General features: G+C 48.8%; 13 protein-coding genes. 4 read left to right on the forward strand and 9 right to left on the reverse strand.

The features are described from left to right. Positions 1-102: 102 nt before the first annotated feature. Positions 103-951, forward strand: coding sequence for an RluA family pseudouridine synthase (locus tag AC5YBZ_RS11305; protein WP_494521379.1), 849 nt, complete (start codon positions 103-105; stop codon positions 949-951). 60 nt (positions 952-1011) lie between these two features. Here the strand turns inward: AC5YBZ_RS11305 and AC5YBZ_RS11310 are convergent, their stop codons facing one another. From AC5YBZ_RS11310 to AC5YBZ_RS11325, 4 genes are all read right to left on the reverse strand, one after another. Beyond that, on the reverse strand, positions 1012-2973 hold the full coding sequence (locus AC5YBZ_RS11310; RefSeq protein ID WP_494521378.1) for a monovalent cation:proton antiporter-2 (CPA2) family protein: 1962 nt from the start codon (positions 2971-2973) through the stop codon (positions 1012-1014). Beyond that, positions 2970-3596: an NAD(P)H-dependent oxidoreductase gene (locus AC5YBZ_RS11315; RefSeq protein WP_494542916.1), complete on the reverse strand. Its 627-nt coding sequence runs from the start codon at positions 3594-3596 to the stop codon at positions 2970-2972. The genes AC5YBZ_RS11310 and AC5YBZ_RS11315 overlap by 4 nt, the downstream gene beginning before the upstream one ends. A 245-nt stretch (positions 3597-3841) precedes the next feature. Then, positions 3842-4783, reverse strand: coding sequence for a homoserine O-succinyltransferase MetA (metA, locus tag AC5YBZ_RS11320; RefSeq protein WP_494542917.1), 942 nt, complete (start codon positions 4781-4783; stop codon positions 3842-3844). Positions 4784-4905: 122 nt separating this feature from the next. Then, positions 4906-5307, reverse strand: a complete 402-nt coding sequence (locus AC5YBZ_RS11325) for a YbaY family lipoprotein (RefSeq protein ID WP_494542918.1) — start codon at positions 5305-5307, stop codon at positions 4906-4908. 203 nt (positions 5308-5510) lie between these two features. On the opposite strand from AC5YBZ_RS11325, the gene AC5YBZ_RS11330 reads away from it, so the two are divergent. Continuing rightward, on the forward strand, positions 5511-6305 hold the full coding sequence (locus AC5YBZ_RS11330) for an SDR family NAD(P)-dependent oxidoreductase (RefSeq protein WP_494521374.1): 795 nt from the start codon (positions 5511-5513) through the stop codon (positions 6303-6305). Positions 6306-6597: 292 nt separating this feature from the next. Next, positions 6598-8337 (forward strand): AMP-binding protein, encoded by a 1740-nt coding sequence (locus AC5YBZ_RS11335; RefSeq protein WP_494521373.1) that lies wholly within the window; start codon positions 6598-6600, stop codon positions 8335-8337. Between the two features lie 213 nt (positions 8338-8550). Here AC5YBZ_RS11335 and AC5YBZ_RS11340 read toward each other — a convergent pair whose 3' ends face one another. Both AC5YBZ_RS11340 and AC5YBZ_RS11345 read right to left on the reverse strand, forming a co-directional pair. After that, the gene (locus AC5YBZ_RS11340; RefSeq protein ID WP_494542919.1) at positions 8551-10422 is read right to left on the reverse strand and encodes a methyl-accepting chemotaxis protein; all 1872 of its coding nucleotides are present in this window, start codon (positions 10420-10422) and stop codon (positions 8551-8553) included. Between the two features lie 522 nt (positions 10423-10944). Next, positions 10945-11481, reverse strand: a complete 537-nt coding sequence (locus AC5YBZ_RS11345) for a GNAT family N-acetyltransferase (RefSeq protein ID WP_475514355.1) — start codon at positions 11479-11481, stop codon at positions 10945-10947. 568 nt (positions 11482-12049) lie between these two features. On the opposite strand from AC5YBZ_RS11345, the gene AC5YBZ_RS11350 reads away from it, so the two are divergent. Then, positions 12050-13759 (forward strand): proline--tRNA ligase, encoded by a 1710-nt coding sequence (locus tag AC5YBZ_RS11350; RefSeq protein ID WP_494521371.1) that lies wholly within the window; start codon positions 12050-12052, stop codon positions 13757-13759. Between the two features lie 98 nt (positions 13760-13857). Here the strand turns inward: AC5YBZ_RS11350 and AC5YBZ_RS11355 are convergent, their stop codons facing one another. The 3 genes from AC5YBZ_RS11355 to AC5YBZ_RS11365 all read right to left on the reverse strand — a co-directional run bounded on the left by AC5YBZ_RS11355 (position 13858) and on the right by AC5YBZ_RS11365 (position 18166). Then, complete coding sequence (locus tag AC5YBZ_RS11355; protein ID WP_494521370.1) at positions 13858-15690, reverse strand: S8 family serine peptidase; 1833 nt, start codon at positions 15688-15690, stop codon at positions 13858-13860. Positions 15691-16106: 416 nt separating this feature from the next. Then, complete coding sequence (locus AC5YBZ_RS11360) at positions 16107-17336, reverse strand: phenylacetate--CoA ligase family protein (RefSeq protein ID WP_494542920.1); 1230 nt, start codon at positions 17334-17336, stop codon at positions 16107-16109. Between the two features lie 11 nt (positions 17337-17347). Then, the gene (locus AC5YBZ_RS11365; protein ID WP_110458636.1) at positions 17348-18166 is read right to left on the reverse strand and encodes an ABC transporter ATP-binding protein; all 819 of its coding nucleotides are present in this window, start codon (positions 18164-18166) and stop codon (positions 17348-17350) included. Between the last annotated feature and the right edge of the window lie 21 nt (positions 18167-18187).

The following is an 18187-nucleotide window of genomic DNA, read 5'->3' on the forward strand; positions in this document are numbered from 1 at the left end:
CGTTTAAGCCAGTATCAGGCCGATGTCAGCCTCTCATGTTCGTCGAAAATAGTGTAAACTCGCCAGAACAATAGCGACAACCATCAACAAATAGCCTAATTCATGACCCCAAGCAAATCTGAATATCACCTTACCATTACTCAACCCGATGACGATGCGGTTAGCCTCTTAGCAGCGCACAGCGGATTGTCTAAGCAAACCATTAAGCAGGCCATGGTCAAAGGTGCAGTGTGGCTAAGCCGTGGCAAATATACCCAACGCCTACGACGGGCAAAAAAAGCACTCAAAGTGGGTGATGAATTACACCTGTATTATCATCCAGAGGTGTTGGCGCAAACGGTTGCCGATGCGCAGCTCATTCTCGACAAAGGCCAATACAGTATTTGGTATAAGCCTTACGCCATGCTCTGCCAAGGGTCAAAATGGAGCGATCACACCACGATTAATCGTTTTGTCGAAACCCACCTTACCCCTCAACGCCCGGCTTTTATTGTGCACCGCCTCGACCGCGCCGCCACAGGCTTAGTGATCATCGGTCACAGTAAAACCACCACGGCGGCACTGGCGGCGCAATTTGAGCATCGCGCACTGAATAAGCAATACCGCGTCATAGTCAAAGGCGAGTTTCCCAAGCAGCGCCAAACGATAGAGACCGACGTCGATGGTAAAGCGGCGCGCTCGCATGCTGAGCTTATCGAATACGATGCCCAGCATCATCGCTCGCTGGTGCAGGTGACCATTGAAACAGGTCGCAAACATCAGATCCGTATCCATATGGCCAGCATAGGTTATCCCGTGGTTGGCGACAGGCAACATGGCGATGCCATTGCAGGTGATCCTAACCTGCAATTAACCGCCTGCTTTCTCGACTTTACCTGTCCGCTCACCCAAGAGAAGCTGCATATTGCCCTGCCCGAGCACCTACAACCTCAGCTTGCCGCGCTCGATTAATCCATTAATCACAGCGCGGCTCAAGTGAGCACAAGGAACATCTCGCAGCCTCGGCGGCCGTTAAGGTGTGATATCGGCTTTAGCCGCCGAGGTGTCGATAGGCTCATCGCCATCAAGCACCTCTTCATAGCCTTTAGGCGGCGGTGTCCAGCCACGTTCACTGTTAGAGTGCTTGTCACTTCTATCTCGCGTCATCGCGGTTTTAATGGTCTCTTCCAGCTCAATAAATAACTTACGATAGTTATTGTCGAATCGCTCACCTGAGCTGTCATCACACCAGGCTTGATAGAGGATATCGGAACTGCGTTTTTCGATGCGCTTGAAGGTGTTTTTCTGCTGCTCAACGTGAAAGGGATGAAAACCTAAACATTTCATCGCATCGGCACCTAGCTCTAACGCCGATAAAAGGGTTTCCTTTTGAATAAAATCCGCGCCCGCGCGGCGCAGCATATAAGCATGACCGCGGTCGAAGGCCCGCGCTAACACCTTCACTTTAGGGTAAGCATGTTTCACGTATTTCACTAACTCGGTCGCACTTTCAGGGTTATCCATCGACACCACTAATAAGGAGGCCTCTTCAATACCTGCGGTGTGCAGCAGATCAGGGCGAGTGGCATCGCCAAAATAGCTTTTCACATTGATACTGCGCAGAATATCCACTTGGCTTATCTGATGATCCAGCACTACAGTGTTAACCCCGTTGGCCGTCAATAAGCGGTTCACCACCTGGCCAAAACGGCCGACACCGGCAATGATCACCGGTCCTCGGTCTTCAATAATATCGGCCTCTCGAGCGTCTGGCGCTGCGCGGTAACGGGGTAAAATGAGCTTTTCGAAGGCGATAAATAACCCGGGTGTGAGGAACATACTCAGCGCCACTACCAGTAATAAGGTTTGGGCCAAGTCGGTGGGTAGCACATTATTTTGCACTGAATAGCTCACCAATACGAAGCCAAACTCCCCCGCTTGAGCAAGGCTCAGAGCAAATAGCCAGCGATCGCTTTTTCTAATCTTAAACAGCAGGCTCAGCAGCAGTAATACTAAAACTTTGAGCAGCATCAAGCCCAGTGTCATCAAGACAATGACCCCTAACTCTTGCCACAACCAAGCAAAATTCACTCCCGCGCCTACGGTGATAAAAAATAAGCCTAATAACAAGCCTTTAAAAGGCTCGATACTCGACTCTAGCTCATGGCGGAACTCACTGTTGGCTAAGACTACGCCGGCTAAAAAGGCCCCTAAAGCCGGCGATAACCCCACGAGACTCATCAAGGCGGCAATGCCAATCACCAACATCAGCGCGGTGGCGGTAAAAATCTCTCTTAAGCCTGAACTGGCAACAAACCGAAACAGCGGCCGGCTCAAGTAATGGCCGCCAATCACCAACAGGGCGATGGCCCCGGTTATCACCAAGGCGTAAGCCCAACCGGGCAAGCCAGCAACCAGACTCACCTCTTGATGGTGCTGCGCAGCGGTGCTCGCTATCTGTTGCGCTTTATCCACCAACTCAGGCAATGCCAATAATGGGATAAAAGCTAACATGGGGATCACCGCGATATCTTGCAACAGTAGCACCGAAAATGCGCTGCGCCCGCCGTCGGTTTTCCCCAGCCCTTTCTCATTGAAGGTTTGCAACACTATCGCGGTCGACGATAGGGTAAACACTAAGCCTATGGTCAAGGCGATGGTCCATTGCACCTCAAAATAGAGCGCAACCGCCATCACTGCAGCGGCGGTCAACACCACTTGCAAGCCGCCCAGTCCCATTAAGCGATGGCGCATCGCCCACAACATTTTGGGCTCGAGTTCTAACCCCACCACAAACAGCATCATCACCACACCAAACTCGGCAAAATGCTGAATAACGCTGGCTTCTTCACCCACGAGCCCGACCACAGGGCCAATAACCACACCGGCGATGAGGTATCCCAGTACCGACCCTAAACCAAAGCGTTTAGCTAAGGGCACGGCGATCACCGCGGCGACTAAATAGATAAACGCCTGTAGAAAATAGCCCGTCATCGCACCTCTCCCTCGATAATGGTGTCCAGATGATGATTTAAACAGTCTAGCTTAGCCGCCTGATGCAAATTGACTCTATCTTCGACAAGGGCTTTTAACAGGCGTTGCCACTGGCGTATATGGCGCGTCATAAAGTCATCTTCGATAGCCGTTCGGGCACCAAACAGCACCAGCGGCGCTAGATAATGCATGCCAGTCAAGCTGGCGGTTTGCTCCAGTGGGGCCAACAACTGGCGCACAGTGAAATGGTTATAACCTTGCGCTTGATAAGCATCTTCCTTACCACCAGCGCTGAGAGCGCAAAAAAAGGTTTTACCCTTAAGCTGAATGCCATCGGCGCCATACGCAAAACCATATTCAAGCACTAAATCTTGCCACTCTTTTAAAATGGCAGGGGTCGAATACCAGTACAGCGGAAATTGGAAAATAATAATATCGTGCTCAATCAGTCGCTGCTGCTCGCGCTCAATATCAATATCGAAGGTAGGGTATTCGCCATACAGATCGACAGTGGTCACGCCATCAATGGCCCTTGCCGCCTTAAATAGTGGCAGATTCACTTCAGAGCGATGCTGGGAAGGATGGGCAAGCAAGAGTAAAACACGTTTGTGAGTCGTCGACATGAGCGTCCTATAGGAGGCGGTATGACGCAATTGCCTTGCAATATTATCGCGTCAAAGGTCTAAATAAAATAGCCTGTAACGCCTTGAGTCTCAAGCACAGTAACGAGAAAGTTGCCGCCTAAAAATGGCGAGGTCAACCGCCATGCTGGCCTATTAATCCAGCCATAACTCTGAGCCGCATTGGCAAGTGTTAATGACAAAATACGCGCCCAGACAAACTCCTGCTATCGAGGCCGTCATCACGCTTACCTTGATTCCCATGGCGTAATGCCACTCATATCTTCAAGATTGTAGGGGGTTAGCTGATAAACATAGTAGTTAAGCCAATTACTCACCAGTAGACTACCGTGACCATGCCAGCGAGCGACGGGCTCTTGGCTAGGATCGTCGCCGCGATAATAATTTTGCGGAATGTCGGGATTAAGTCCAGCGTTTAAATCGCGCTGATACTCCTCATTCAAGGTCGACTTTTGGTATTCGGGGTGGCCCATCACAAACAGATTACGGTTACTGCGACTGAGCACCATATAAGCGCCCGCCTCGTCCGATTCGGTCAGCACTTGCAGCTCAGGATGTTGCTTTAATTGCTCAACATTCATCTCGGCAAAGCGCGAATGGGGCGCAAAAAACTCCTCATCGAAGCCGCGCAGCAGCGGAAAATGAATCGACGTACGCTGGTGACAAAATACCCCAGAGCGTTTTTTATCCAGCAATTGGCGTTGTAAACCATACAGATGATAGAGCGCGGCATGGGCGGCCCAACATAAAAACAATACCGAGGTAACATGAGCTTGAGACCAGTCGATGATCTCGCAAATATGCTCCCAGTAGATAACATCTTCAAACTCTACTTGACCGAGGGGGGCACCGGTAATGATTAAGCCATCGTAATTTTTATGGCGCACATCTTCAAAATCACGATAAAAGTTATTCATATGATCGATAGAAGTATGCTTGGACGCTTTGTCATGAATACGCAGCAGATCGACATCGACTTGTAGCGGCGTATTGCCCAGCAGGCGCAGCAGTTGGGTTTCGGTTTCAATTTTGTTGGGCATCAGATTTAAGATCAGCACCTTCATGGGTCTGATATCTTGATTCGCTGCCCGGGTTTCAGACATGACGAAAATATTTTCTGATTCAAGGATCTCTGCCGCTGGCAGATTATCGGGAATTTTTACCGGCATAGCGCGCCTCTTTCAATCTTGTTAAGCACACTTAAAGGTGCACAATAATGAAATCGGCGCGATAACGGCTGTTTAGCGCTTTGTCAGTGCCAAAGTTTATGGCACTGAACAAACATTCAGGATTATCGGCCGACCTGCTGTACCAATACCGAAATGGGTTCTTGTGAGCCAAGATCGATAGGATACGCCTGAGTATTAATGAACATCAGCTGATCGTTATGACTAATTTTCGCCCCGACGGCATAAGTATGCCCAGGCTCAAACTGATCACTTGGGATCACAAACTGAAACGGTGCTGGAGTAGTAATATCACTGCGCTGCAACTCTGCTATCACCACCGCTGGTGCATCCATCTTAGAGACATCTTTCACCTGCACCGTTAATACCGCATCGCTAGGTAGCGCGATACGCTCTCTAAACCACACTTCGCCTTGAATTTCGACACTGGCATTTGGCGTCGCACAGCCACTTAGCACACTGGCCGCCATGGCCACAGGTAACAGCGGTTTTAACCATTTGTTCATTATCTAGCTCCTTATAATACATCAAGACATCTGGATGTCTATATGTCTAACCTCAATTGCAACAAATAACTGATCTCACAAGCAGTTATCTTACCAAGAATTGTGAAAGCACCCATGTTTGTGTCATTCACTTAAGTGATACACCTTGTTCTAGGATCGATATCTTCATATCATGGAACGACCATTTGTTGCGAAATAGCCTAATGACCCAAGCTACTGCCATTATTGTGGGCGCAAGCTCACTACTCAGCCAAGAAATAGCCAAACAACTTGCCAAACAAGATGTTGAACTCGTCCTACTGGCTCAAGATCCTGACTCAATTAATGAATTTGCGCAATCCTTACCGACCAAGGTCAGGGTTGAGGCGCTGCAAATTGATCAACCCGCGGCCATCATTACCACCCTAGAAACCCTCTGGCAGCAACTTGACAGCGTACACTTAGTATTAGTCAACACAGGGCTCAATAGCTATGATCCCACCCTGCCTTGGCAACCTGAAGCCGACATTATTACCGTCAATGTACAAGGCTTTAGCGCCGTCTGTAATACTGCTTTTAGGCTGTTTACCGAACAAGGTTATGGTCAGCTCGCGGCGATCAATTCTATCGCAGGCCTGCGCGGCGGCCCCAGTGTGGCTTACCATGCCTCAAAAGCCTACGCCAGCAACTACCTTGAAGGGCTGAGTATGCATGCTCAGCGACTCAAATTGCCCATTACCATCACCGATCTGCAACTGGGACTGCTCGATAAAGCCGCCCTGCAACGCAGTCGCTTATGGCTCTCGCCGCCGGATGAAGTGGCTCGGCAGGTGATAAAGGCGATGCAATCGGCCAAACGTAAAGCTTATATCACTAAGCGCTGGCGTCTGGTCGCCTGGCTCACTAAGTTACTGCCTGAATTTATTTATAACACCCGCCACTGGCGCACTAAAGCGCAGCGCCTAGCTGAAAAATCAGCCCAAAAAGCCACCCGCGATCAGCAGGACACGCCAGAGTAATTTCACCTTGGCTCGCCGATGCGAACTTAAGTCATCGGAGAGTCAAGCTACGCGCTTATCACCGCCTCATAATCCCTATCGGCAGGTAAATTGGGGTGTATATTCCAAAATTCAACGCCTTGTTGATAGGTCATTTTATCGCCACCTCACCACTAAGCTGCAGCCCTATTTATCACCTAACAGGCTATTAGTGCTTTAGTCTATAAATGCCAAAATGTGCTTGTGGCGTCTTACCAGCATTGGGTAGTGTGTTGACCTAATCACTCAGAACACTGTTATGCATGGAGGCCTCATGTCTGCCGTACCGACATTTGCAAACAACAACACTTTTCCGCTTACCCTCAGCCAATATGACGGCCACACTAGCTCGCCGTTAATAGAGCGCACCATAGGCCACTATTTCGATGACATCGTAAAGCGTTACCCAGATAAACTCGCCATTGTGATGCATCACCAAGGGATCCGCTGGAGTTACCAAGAATATCAAGCACAGATAGATGAATTGGCGGCTGGCCTGCTGGCTATCGGTATCCAACCAGGCGATCGCGTTGGTATCTGGTCACCCAATAATATTGAATGGTGTTTAACCCAATTTGCCACCGCCAAAATTGGCGCCATTATGGTGTGCATCAATCCTGCCTATCGCCCCGAAGAGCTGCAGTATGCCCTCAATAATGTCGGCTGCCGCGCGATTATCTGCGCCGAAAAATTTAAGTCGAGTAACTACCTCGAGATGCTGTATCAATTAGCGCCCGAGTTACACGACTGTCAACCGGGGCAACTCACCGCGGCGCAGTTACCCTCGTTAGAATGTGTGATCCGCATGGGGCACGACGCCTCCCCCGGCATGCTCAATTTCGACCACGTTAAGCGCCCACTGAGCAGCGCTGACAAGATACAACTCAATGCCGTCGCGCAAGGGCTCTCGCCCTTTGATGCCATTAATATTCAATTTACCTCAGGCACCACTGGCAATCCTAAAGGCGCGACCTTGAGTCATCATAATATTCTCAACAATGGCCTCTTGGTGGCTAACGCCATGCAGCTGAGCGCCGATGACAAGTTGTGCATCCCAGTGCCCTTATATCACTGTTTTGGGATGGTGCTGGGTAACTTATCGTGCATCAGCAAAGGTGCGGCGGCGATATTTCCAAGCGACTCATTCGATCCGCTCACCACCTTGCAGGTGGTTGAAGCAGAAAAGTGCACCGCCCTGCATGGGGTACCGACCATGTTTATCGCTCAGCTTGAGCACCCAGAATTTAATCAGTTTGATTTAAGTTCGCTGCGCACCGGCGTCATGGCTGGCGCCACCTGCCCCGAAGAGGTGATGCGCCGAGTACAAAGCCTGATGTATATGGAGCAAGTGCTTATTGGTTACGGCCAAACCGAATGCAGCCCAATTAACAACATGACCGAAATCGACTCTTCGGTAGAGAAGCGGGTCACCACGGTAGGCCGCGCTCTGGCCCATACTCAGGTTAAAATAGTCGACGAATTTGGCGAACTCGTGCCTATAGGCCAGCCTGGTGAAGTGTGCAGCCGCGGCTACGGGGTGATGCAGTGTTATTGGAATGATGCTGAAAAAACCGCGGCCACCATAGACAATGACGGTTGGTTACACTCTGGCGATATTGGCGAAATGGACAGCGAAGGATACGTTAAAATTGTCGGGCGGATTAAAGATATGATCATTCGCGGCGGCGAAAATATCTACCCGCGCGAAATTGAAGAGAAGCTTTATAGTCATCCCGATGTACAAGATGCGGCCGTATTTGGGGTGCAAAGTGACAAATACGGTGAAGAGGTGTGCGTGTGGATTAAAGTGCAGCCACGCGCTCAAATTGATGAGGCGGCGATCCGCCATTTCTTAACCGAGAAAATAGCCTACTTCAAGGTGCCAAGGTACATCAAATTTGTCGAGCAATACCCAATGACAGTGACGGGGAAAATCCAGAAGTTCAAAATGCGTGAACTCATGTATCAAGAACTCTATCAAGACATTAACCGTGAGTCGGTAAGCTGCGCCTAAGCCTGATGGATAGCCGTGTATTAAGTTGCAGGCAAGGTTCATCAGTCACTCAAAGAGCAAGGCAAGCTGACTAAGACTAAAACGAAGACTAAACCTTAGCGGTATGCGTAAAAATAGCGACCAAACAAAAAGCCAACCTGCATGCAGGTTGGCTTTTTTAGGTTATGCCCGGACGCTCGTTGGCAACCCCATTGATGACATGTCGTCTGACGCTTACAAAATAAACGTCGCGACCTTCTCGCTCAAATCGGTTGCCCGATCTTTGAGTATTTTTGCCTGAGTTAAATGGGTTCTGGCTGATGAGGTGATCTCATCGGTAACATCTTTTATCGCAACCGTATTTTGAGTGATCTCGTTGGTCACCTGCGTCTGCTCTTCTGCGGCAGTGGCAATTTGGCCTGCCATATCAGAAATCACATTCACCGCTTGAGTGATCTCCTCAAGTGCTTGCGCGGCCGCATTAACATCATTGACACTGTTATTGGCCAGTCCCTTACTGCTGTCCATCAAACTAACCGCCTGCTTGGTGGTATTTTGTAAGGTTTCGATTGTGGTATAGATCTCTTCGGTAGAATCTTGGGTACGGCGAGATAACACCCGCACTTCGTCAGCCACTACCGCAAAACCTCGCCCTTGCTCACCAGCGCGCGCCGCTTCAATCGCCGCATTTAACGCCAATAAGTTGGTCTGCTCTGCGATCCCTTGAATCGTGGTTAAGATGCTTGAAATCGCTTGAGCGTGTCGACTTAACTCACCAATCACAGTGGTTGCCTCGTCAACTTCTGATGCCAGTGCATTAATGGTTGTGCGGGTTTGATCCACCAACCCTTTACCCTGAGTACTGCTTTGCGCCGACTGCTGCGCCGCGGCGGCGGTACTTTCAGCATTGGCGGCAATTTCATGAGTCGCGCTCGACATTTCGGTGACCGCCGTGGCGACCATAGACACTTCTTGCTGCTGGCGTTGCAGCTCATCGACACTCGATTGGTTAGTGACTAAGCTCTGCTCGGCGTCAGCATCAAGCTCAATAGCGAGCTGACGAATATGACTGATTAGCTCATGCTGACTACTGACAAAACGGTTAAAGCTGTCGGCCAGAACGCCCACTTCATCTTGGCTGTCCACCTCGATGCGCTGGGTTAAATCACCATTACCATCGGCAATACGTGACAGCGCTTGTGATACGCGGCTTAATGGCCCCAGTAACAGACTTAATAGCCAAGAAATAGCTAACACACTGATGATTAAGGCTAGTGCAGCTAAACCTAACTGAGTTAGCATCAAGTTGCTCAATGGGGCTTCTAACGTCTCTTTATCGAGAACAAACACCAACTGCCAATCGGTAGTGGGGATCTCAACAGCCCAAAGCAGTTTATCGCGTCCTTCAGCCTCAAAATAGGCGGGCGCTAATTGCCCTGTTTGACGACTCATTTCAGACAAGCGCTGACTCAACTCATCATCGACATCTGTCACCTTGCCCATCAACTTACTGGGATCTTTATGGGCTATCACAGTGCCATCTTTGTGCATCATGATGGCGTAACCGTTGGCCGGCAGTGACATATTGTTGACACTTTCGACCAAGCTGGCAATCGATACATCGCCCCCTACCACACCATTGCGTGTCGGCTGGGCTATGGTTACCACTAATACATTGAAGGCCACATCTAAATATGGCTTGGTAATAATGGCGCCGCGCGCTTGTTGCGCTTGCTCATACCAAGGACGAGCGCGAGGATCGTACCCTGTGCGGTCGATACTCGGATCGGAGTCAACCATGACACCAGTGTTACTGCCAAAATAGGTTAACTGAAAATCGCCAGAGGCTTGTGCTTGTTGCAGCGCATTTAGCGTATCGCCCTCAACTTTCGTCGCGACCGATGCGATGACACGTTGACGATCGGCTAACCACTCTTTAATGCGCATCGCCTGTTGCTCGCCAGATTCACTCACCTGAGCGACACTGCTTTGCAGTAACAAGGCTTTTTGGGTGGAATAGCTGCGCCATGATAGCAGTGCAATAACAACCGCAAGGGCAAGTACAACCGATAACAATATTTTTTTCTTGAGTGAATATGAATTCATATTGGATGCTAATCTGATGTTTAATGAAACTAAGGGACAGGGATAAATAAAGCCATTTAGTCGCTAAATTTAGTGTGCGATTAGAGACTGAAAAACCACCTCAATCTTGGCGGGCATTCTCGCACACGTAATAAAACAACAAAAGAAAAAAACACTATTTATAGCGAAACCCACGTCATTTTAACACTGGTAGTACAAGTTTAATTTACTCTTGACGAAAAAATCAGTGGAAAACACTAGAGATGTAAATTGATTGGGTTGGATGGGGCGAAAATGTAAAGCAAATACTGCACAGAGCAACACTTGATTAAACTTGCCGTTGCTAGCCTATTTTCATTAAACAGATCTTGGCTAACGATGCTCATTAATGGGTTATCAGGCGTTGGCCAATGATGTGCAATAATGGCGACAAACAGCATGAATAGGCACATTAGTGCTATTTTTACCATTCAGCATCCAAGGGAAAACGCAGTCAATTATCATACAATGTGTCCATCATTGTCCCCCATGACCAACACCGAGTTAACTACAGATGCGGCGCGACATCATGGTATACCCAAGAGAGCGACCATCGATGCGATACATATCATTAATCTGCGCACATTGAATAAAGTCATGACGTTGATACAGTTTGTAAGCAGACTGATTCTCCGTCAGCAACCATAAATCAATCACCTCACAGTCGGTGTGCAGCGCCGCCCACACAAACATGCTATTAAGTAATTGGCTACCAAGCCCCTGTCCACGACACGACTTATCGACGCCCATGCCGAGTAACACTCGATGCGGCGTATGCGGCTCTTGATGAGGACGAATATCGATATGCCCCACAACCTGCTCATTATCAAAAGCCAACAACAGACGACGCCAACCACCTTGTTGCAACGGCTTGTCTATTCCTTGTGTGAAACGGGCACGCATCTCATCATTAAGCTGCGACTCGGCCACCGACAATGGTAGAAATGGCACACTGTCATCGGCGCCATTCTCTTTAAGTTGCTTGGCCAGATAAACAAAAAAACGCGGTAAATCGTCACTGGTCGCTAATCGAATGTCCAAAACTCAGTATCCTTTTTATAGTTAAGCATGAGTTAATATAGGTCTCTATCACCGCAATGAATAACCCAGCAAGACGCACTATTAGCAAGATGCTACTAATATTTAGAGAAATTAAGGCAAATAGAATGCGTGATATTTTATCAATACAGGTTAACCGACTGATGTCAAATACACACTTAAAAATCACCTAACTCTGGGTTTATTTAAATTTGCCATAAAAAGAGCCGCGAGCAGCTTGATATGCCCGTAAGACTCGAGGCCAATACCACTAACGACTATCCCTTATTGGGCTTCACAAATCTACAGCACAAACATGCTTTTCTAAACACGGCATGACTCAAATCGCGACTGACTCATTACAGATAGCTGTTATACGCAAATAACGTCGGTTAAAGTAGGAACAACAAAACAACCGCAAAAAAGCACTCTAACGACGGTTAATGATCAAATTAAGCCAATCATTCACAACCAGCCCGTTTTCGCTGCCAGTGCTCAAACAAACTAGGTGACATCAACACACAGGGTGCTAAAATGTCGACCTATTTCACTACATAACTGGATATTGGCAATGCGAGTTAGCAAGTACCTGCTGTCAACACAAAAAGAGACCCCAGCAAACGCTGAGGTGGTAAGTCATCAATTAATGCTACGTGCGGGAATGATCCGTCGTAACGCATCAGGTCTTTACAGCTGGTTGCCGACAGGCTTACGTGTACTGCGTAAGATTGAAGCGATTGTGCGTGAAGAGATGAACAATGCAGGTGCTGTTGAGATCTTAATGCCCATGGTACAACCGGCTGATCTGTGGGTTGAAACCGGTCGTTGGGAAAAATTTGGTCCTGAGCTATTGCGCTTTCAAGACCGTCACAACCGTGACTTCGTCTTAGGCCCGACCCATGAAGAAGTGATCACCGACATCGTTCGTAAAGAAGTTAACTCATACAAGCAGTTACCACTTAACCTTTACCAAATTCAAACTAAATTCCGCGATGAAGTACGTCCACGTTTTGGTGTGATGCGCTCGCGTGAATTCTTGATGAAAGACGCTTACTCTTTCCATTTAGACCAACAAACCATGGATGAAACCTATGAGGCGATGTACACCGCCTATAGCAACATCCTAGGCCGTATGGGTCTGGCTTTCCGCCCAGTACTTGCTGATACCGGCTCTATCGGTGGCAGCATGTCACATGAGTTCCACGTATTAGCCAACAGCGGTGAAGACTTAATAGCTTACTCAACTGAGAGTGATTACGCCGCTAACATCGAAAAAGCAGAAGCGCCAATCCCAACTGAGCCACGCGGCGCAGCAACGGTTGAAATGAGCATTATCGATACGCCTAATGCTAAGACCATTGAAGAACTCGTCTCACAGCACGGCATCGCTATCGAAAAAACCGTTAAGACCATTATTGTTAAAGGTGCAACCGAAGAAGCGCCGTTAGTTGCCGTGATCATTCGTGGCGACCATGAGCTTAACGAAGTGAAAGTTGAGAAGCTTGACGCCGTATTGGCTCCATTTGAGATGGCCGATGAAGCCGATATCCGCAAAGCACTGGGTGCAGGCCCTGGATCACTAGGTCCTGTCGGGCTTAATATTCCAGTCTATATTGACCACAGCGTTAACATCATGAGTGATTTTGCCGCTGGCGCTAACCAAGATGGTAAGCACTATGTGGGCATTAACTGGGAGCGCGACCTACCGGAAGCCCCCGTTGCCGACCTACGTAACGTCATCGAAGGTGAAGCGAGCCCATGTGGCAAGGGCACTATCGGACTACTGCGCGGCATCGAAGTGGGTCATATCTTCCAGTTAGGTACGAACTACTCAGAGTCGATGGGCGCTAACGTACTAGACGAAAACGGCAAGTCAAAAACCTTACTGATGGGTTGTTACGGTGTGGGCGTAAGCCGCATGGTGGCGGCGGCAATTGAGCAAAACAACGATGATCGCGGCATTATCTGGCCAGATGCGATTGCACCGTTCAAAGTAGGCATCTTGCCAATGAACATGCACAAATCTCACCGCGTTAAGGATATGGCTGAGCAGCTATATCAAGACCTTAACGATGCCGGTATCGAAGTGCTGTTTGACGACCGTAAAGAGCGCCCTGGCGTAATGTTTGCCGATATGGAGCTTATCGGTCTGCCACACGTTATCGTGATTGGCGATCGCAACATCGACAGCGGTGTATTCGAATATAAGAACCGCCGCACAGGTGAAAAGCAAGATATTCCATTCGATCAAATCATCGACTTTATTAAGTCTGCTAAGTGATATTGAGCACAATTAGCTCGCATTATTAGCAATCAATAGCCAATAAAAACGCCTAGAATGATCTAGGCGTTTTTAAAAACTGCTTTTAGAAAGCTGGCTCAGAAAACAATAATCACATCTGCAGTGCAAGTTGAAGTGCCTGCATCACATGCCTTATAAGTGTAGCTTCCGCCTCCCTTACTACTAATAGTATCAGTGTAGGTGGTACTCGCAGACGTTGTTGTAATCAAGCTCTCATCACGATAAACATCCACACTGGCACCCGCTGCACCGCTAAAGGTTAAGTCAACCTTGTTAACACCTTTACTCTTATAACTTGTTGCAGAGATGGAGAAATCACCAGTGCCACCGCCGTTATCTCCGCCATTACCACCGCCGGCGCAACCATTTGCCGTTAGATAAGCATCCGCAGCAGCGGCTTGAACTATACCGTATCCAAAGTAAACATCTTTACCCGTTGCGCCAGCATCAAGTGCCGTGGCTTTAAGCGCTTGACGGATCTCACTACCTGTACATTGGTTATGATTAGACCATACCAATGCAGCAATCCCCGATACTGCAGGCGTTGCCATAGAAGTACCACTCATAAACCCATAATCAGAAGCACCAATATCGATGCTGGCCGTATTGGCTGCAACTAACACCGCCCTATCTTCTTGCGCTGCACCGACTGCAGCAATAGAGGTGTTATTAACTGTGCCTAATGTGGCGTATAACATGCCGGGCTCGTTGTTAATAATGATCGCACCGATACCACCCGAGCTTTCGCAGTTCGCGACTTTGTCATGAAATGAGATCACTCCACGGTCAATGACACAGATGTTACCGTTGGCACTGGGATCTGGCGTTTGCGCCGTCCCCATAAAGTAAGTATTACCAGAGACAGCCCCAGCGTTCTCCATCGCGCTGCTCGCCACAACAACACCATCTGCCGACAAATAAGAGGCTGTCGCCATATTCGCAGGGTAAGTCGATAACGTATCCACACCACCCGCAGTCACTTCTACACAGGTGTTTTCATCTGTCCTCACGCGCTTACCACGACCCGATGTACACGATGGGAATTGTGAAAAATCGGCAATATTGTTATTTGCATCGTTAGCCCCCACCATCATCACAGATGAGTAACCCGCAGGATATGAACGCACATTATTACCGTCGTTACCGGCCGCAGCAACGACTAAACCGCCAGCATCAACAAATGTTTGGAATGCATTCGACTCGGTCGCATTAGCACCGCCGCCACCTAAACTCATACTGATGATGTTAGCTCCCGCGGCACTACATAAATTGGTTGCATGGGCTAAATCTGAGGAGTAGCCCCAGCCTGTAGCATTAAACACCTTGATAATGTGCATATCGACCCCTGGCGCCATGCCCAACACACCAATATTGTTATCGGCAGCCCCTATGGTTCCAGCAACATGGGTGCCATGTGGGCCACCATTTTCATTCCAGTTGCCGGTACCGGAATCGTTGTCACCGGTGATATTATTCCAAACGAAGTCAGGATTAGAGGCATCTAAGCCCGAGTCGATAACACACACCTTCATACCGGCAGCAGCATTAAAGCTTACCTGGTCGGCTTGAGATTGATAAATAGCATAAGGAGTCAATTGCTGGGTCATAGGATCACCCACATCATCACTAAAACCCATAAGGTAACGACGTTGATCCACTTCGACCCATTTTACATGTGGATTATTGAACAATCCTCTCACTTGAGCTAAATCTCTGCCCGTAAATGTCGCAGCGACAAAACCATCGCCATCAACGTGGATCTGAGCCCCTAATTGCTTAGCAAGCGCCTTTACAACACCCTTGCCTCCATTTTCTACTTGGATGATGTAACGCTCATCATCAGCAACTGCCGAGGTTGAAAGGCCAACACTTAATGCCATCACTGCACTTGCTAATTTTGTCAACTTCATAAAGCTATCTCCATTATATTGTTTATATTTAGAGTTACTTACTCGAGTATCCACCTGCAAACGCCACGATACATCTCACGCTATTTACAACCGTTTTCGGCACTTACGACTACGTAAATTTGAAACACCTATCATAAAAACTAAGGTAAAACGAATTATCAATAAATAGTAGACCTATGCTAGAGATCTGTAAATGTTAACAAATGGTTACACCTAGCTATTGGAAAGATTGCTTATGCTGACAATAAACCCATCGCATCAGCTAAACAAAACTCCATCAGCCAACCACCAGCCACGACTCAAACAAACACAAAAATGCCCAGCCTCATTCAAGGCTAGGCATTACACTTAAGTACATAATCGACTGAGTATCATCGCTCATTCTAAGCACTACTTTTTAGCACGACATCAAAACGCTATCTTTTATCCTCAATCACCACGCCATCATTGGCTAATGTCCCTGTGGCAACCAAAACCACCTCGCCACTGAGCTGGGTTTCGGCTCGAATAGAGGCGCTAATGGCGGCAATATCCAGTTGCGATCGCTGCGGCTCATCCACTTCACACAGTAAACACATAGTATCGTTGTGGTTACTGCTCGCGATCACTAGCCGTACTTTAGCAAGCTGGCTATGACGACGGCGAATACGCTCAACTTGTTCTGGGTGCACAAACAAGCCTTTCACTTTACAGGTTTGATCGGCGCGGCCCATCCAGCCTTTAATGCGCATATTGGTGCGCCCGCAGCGACTTTCCCCACCCATGAAGGCTGACAAATCCCCGGTGGCAAAGCGGATCAGCGGATAATCGCGATTAAAGCTGGTGACCACCACCTCGCCAACTTCACCATCGACAACAGGAGTTTGCGTACCTGGGCGCACAATTTCGACAATAATATCTTCGGCGACCACTAAGCCGTCATCGCTGACACTTTCAAAGGCGATAAGCCCCAGATCAGCAGTCGCATAAGCCTGCTTAACGGTAATGCCCGCCTCGGCAAAGCGGGCTTTGAGCGGCGCCGTTAACGCCTCGCCAGAGACCAGCGCCTTAGTGATTGACGAGACATCGCCATCCAACTGCTGCGCTTTTTCGAGCAAGATATTTAAAAATGAGGGTGTGCCGCAATAGCCATTGGGCTTTAAGGTGCCAATCAAGGCCAGTTGCTGCTCTGTCTGCCCGGGACCTGCGGGGATCACGCTGCAACCACAGGCCTTAGCGCCCGAGTCCATCATAAAGCCGCCAGGAGTTAAATGATAAGAGAGACAATTTTGCACCCGATCGCCCTGACGAAAACCCGCAGCAAAAAACGCTTGTCCCATGCGCCACCAATCATGGCCATCACATTCGGGCTCATGAATTGGGCCCGGTGATTGAAATATACGCCCCACATGATGATGCGTGGGGGTCATGCCGGCAAAAGACGGCTTCGCGGCCTGCAATTCAATCAGATCGGCCTTACGGGTGATGGGCAGCGTCGCTAACGCAGCCCGGCTATTGATTTGGCTAACATCGATGTCGGCTAACCGCATCGCATAATAGTTGCAGTGATTTTTAGCAAAGCTCAGCTGCTCGGCCAGCGCCGACATAAGGTAGTCTTCGCGAACGGTAGCGCTTTGCCCTTCCAGTGGGTGATAAAAATGGCTCATGTCGGCTCCTGTTACAACCAGCGTTTACGGCGTTTATACGACTTTAAATTTTTAAAACTTTTGCGGGTTTCATTACCGCCCCCCAGATAAAACTCTTTTACGTCTTCGTTATTGAGCAGCTGCGCCTTACTGCCATCGAGCACTATCTTGCCCGACTCCATGATATAGCCGTAATTGGCAGCCTTTAAGGCGTAGTTAGCATTTTGCTCTACCAGCAGCATGGTGATCCCCTGCTCGCGATTGATCTTCTCAATAATGCCAAACACCTCTTTAACCAGCAGTGGCGATAGGCCCATCGAGGGTTCATCGAGACAGATCATCTTAGGGCGCGCCATTAACGCGCGGCCGATGGCCAGCATTTGCTGCTCGCCGCCCGACAGGTATCCGGCGAGCCCGGTGCGCTCTTTTAGGCGTGGAAAGTAGTTAAACACCATCTCAATGTCTTGATTAACTTGACCGTCATGACGGGTATAGGCGCCTAACTTTAAATTTTCAATCACGCTCATATCTTCAATGATCCGCCGACCTTCCATCACCTGAAATAGGCCTGAGCGCACCACATCCGAAGCGTTTTGGGTATCGATTCGCTCGCCCATAAAATGGATGTCACCACGAGACACCTCACCGTTTTCGGTCTTTAGTAATCCAGATATCGCCTTCAAGGTGGTCGATTTACCTGCGCCATTAGGGCCAAGTAGGGTGACGATTTCGCCTTGTGGCACATCGATACTGACGCCGCGAAGCACCTGAATGACATCGTCATACACCACTTCGATATTATTAATAGAGAGAATGGGGCTTTCTGGCTTTAACTGCACTGCTTGTGTCATAACAACTCCAGGGCGATAGGT

It is taken from the genome of Shewanella sp. 553, assembly GCF_059338375.1.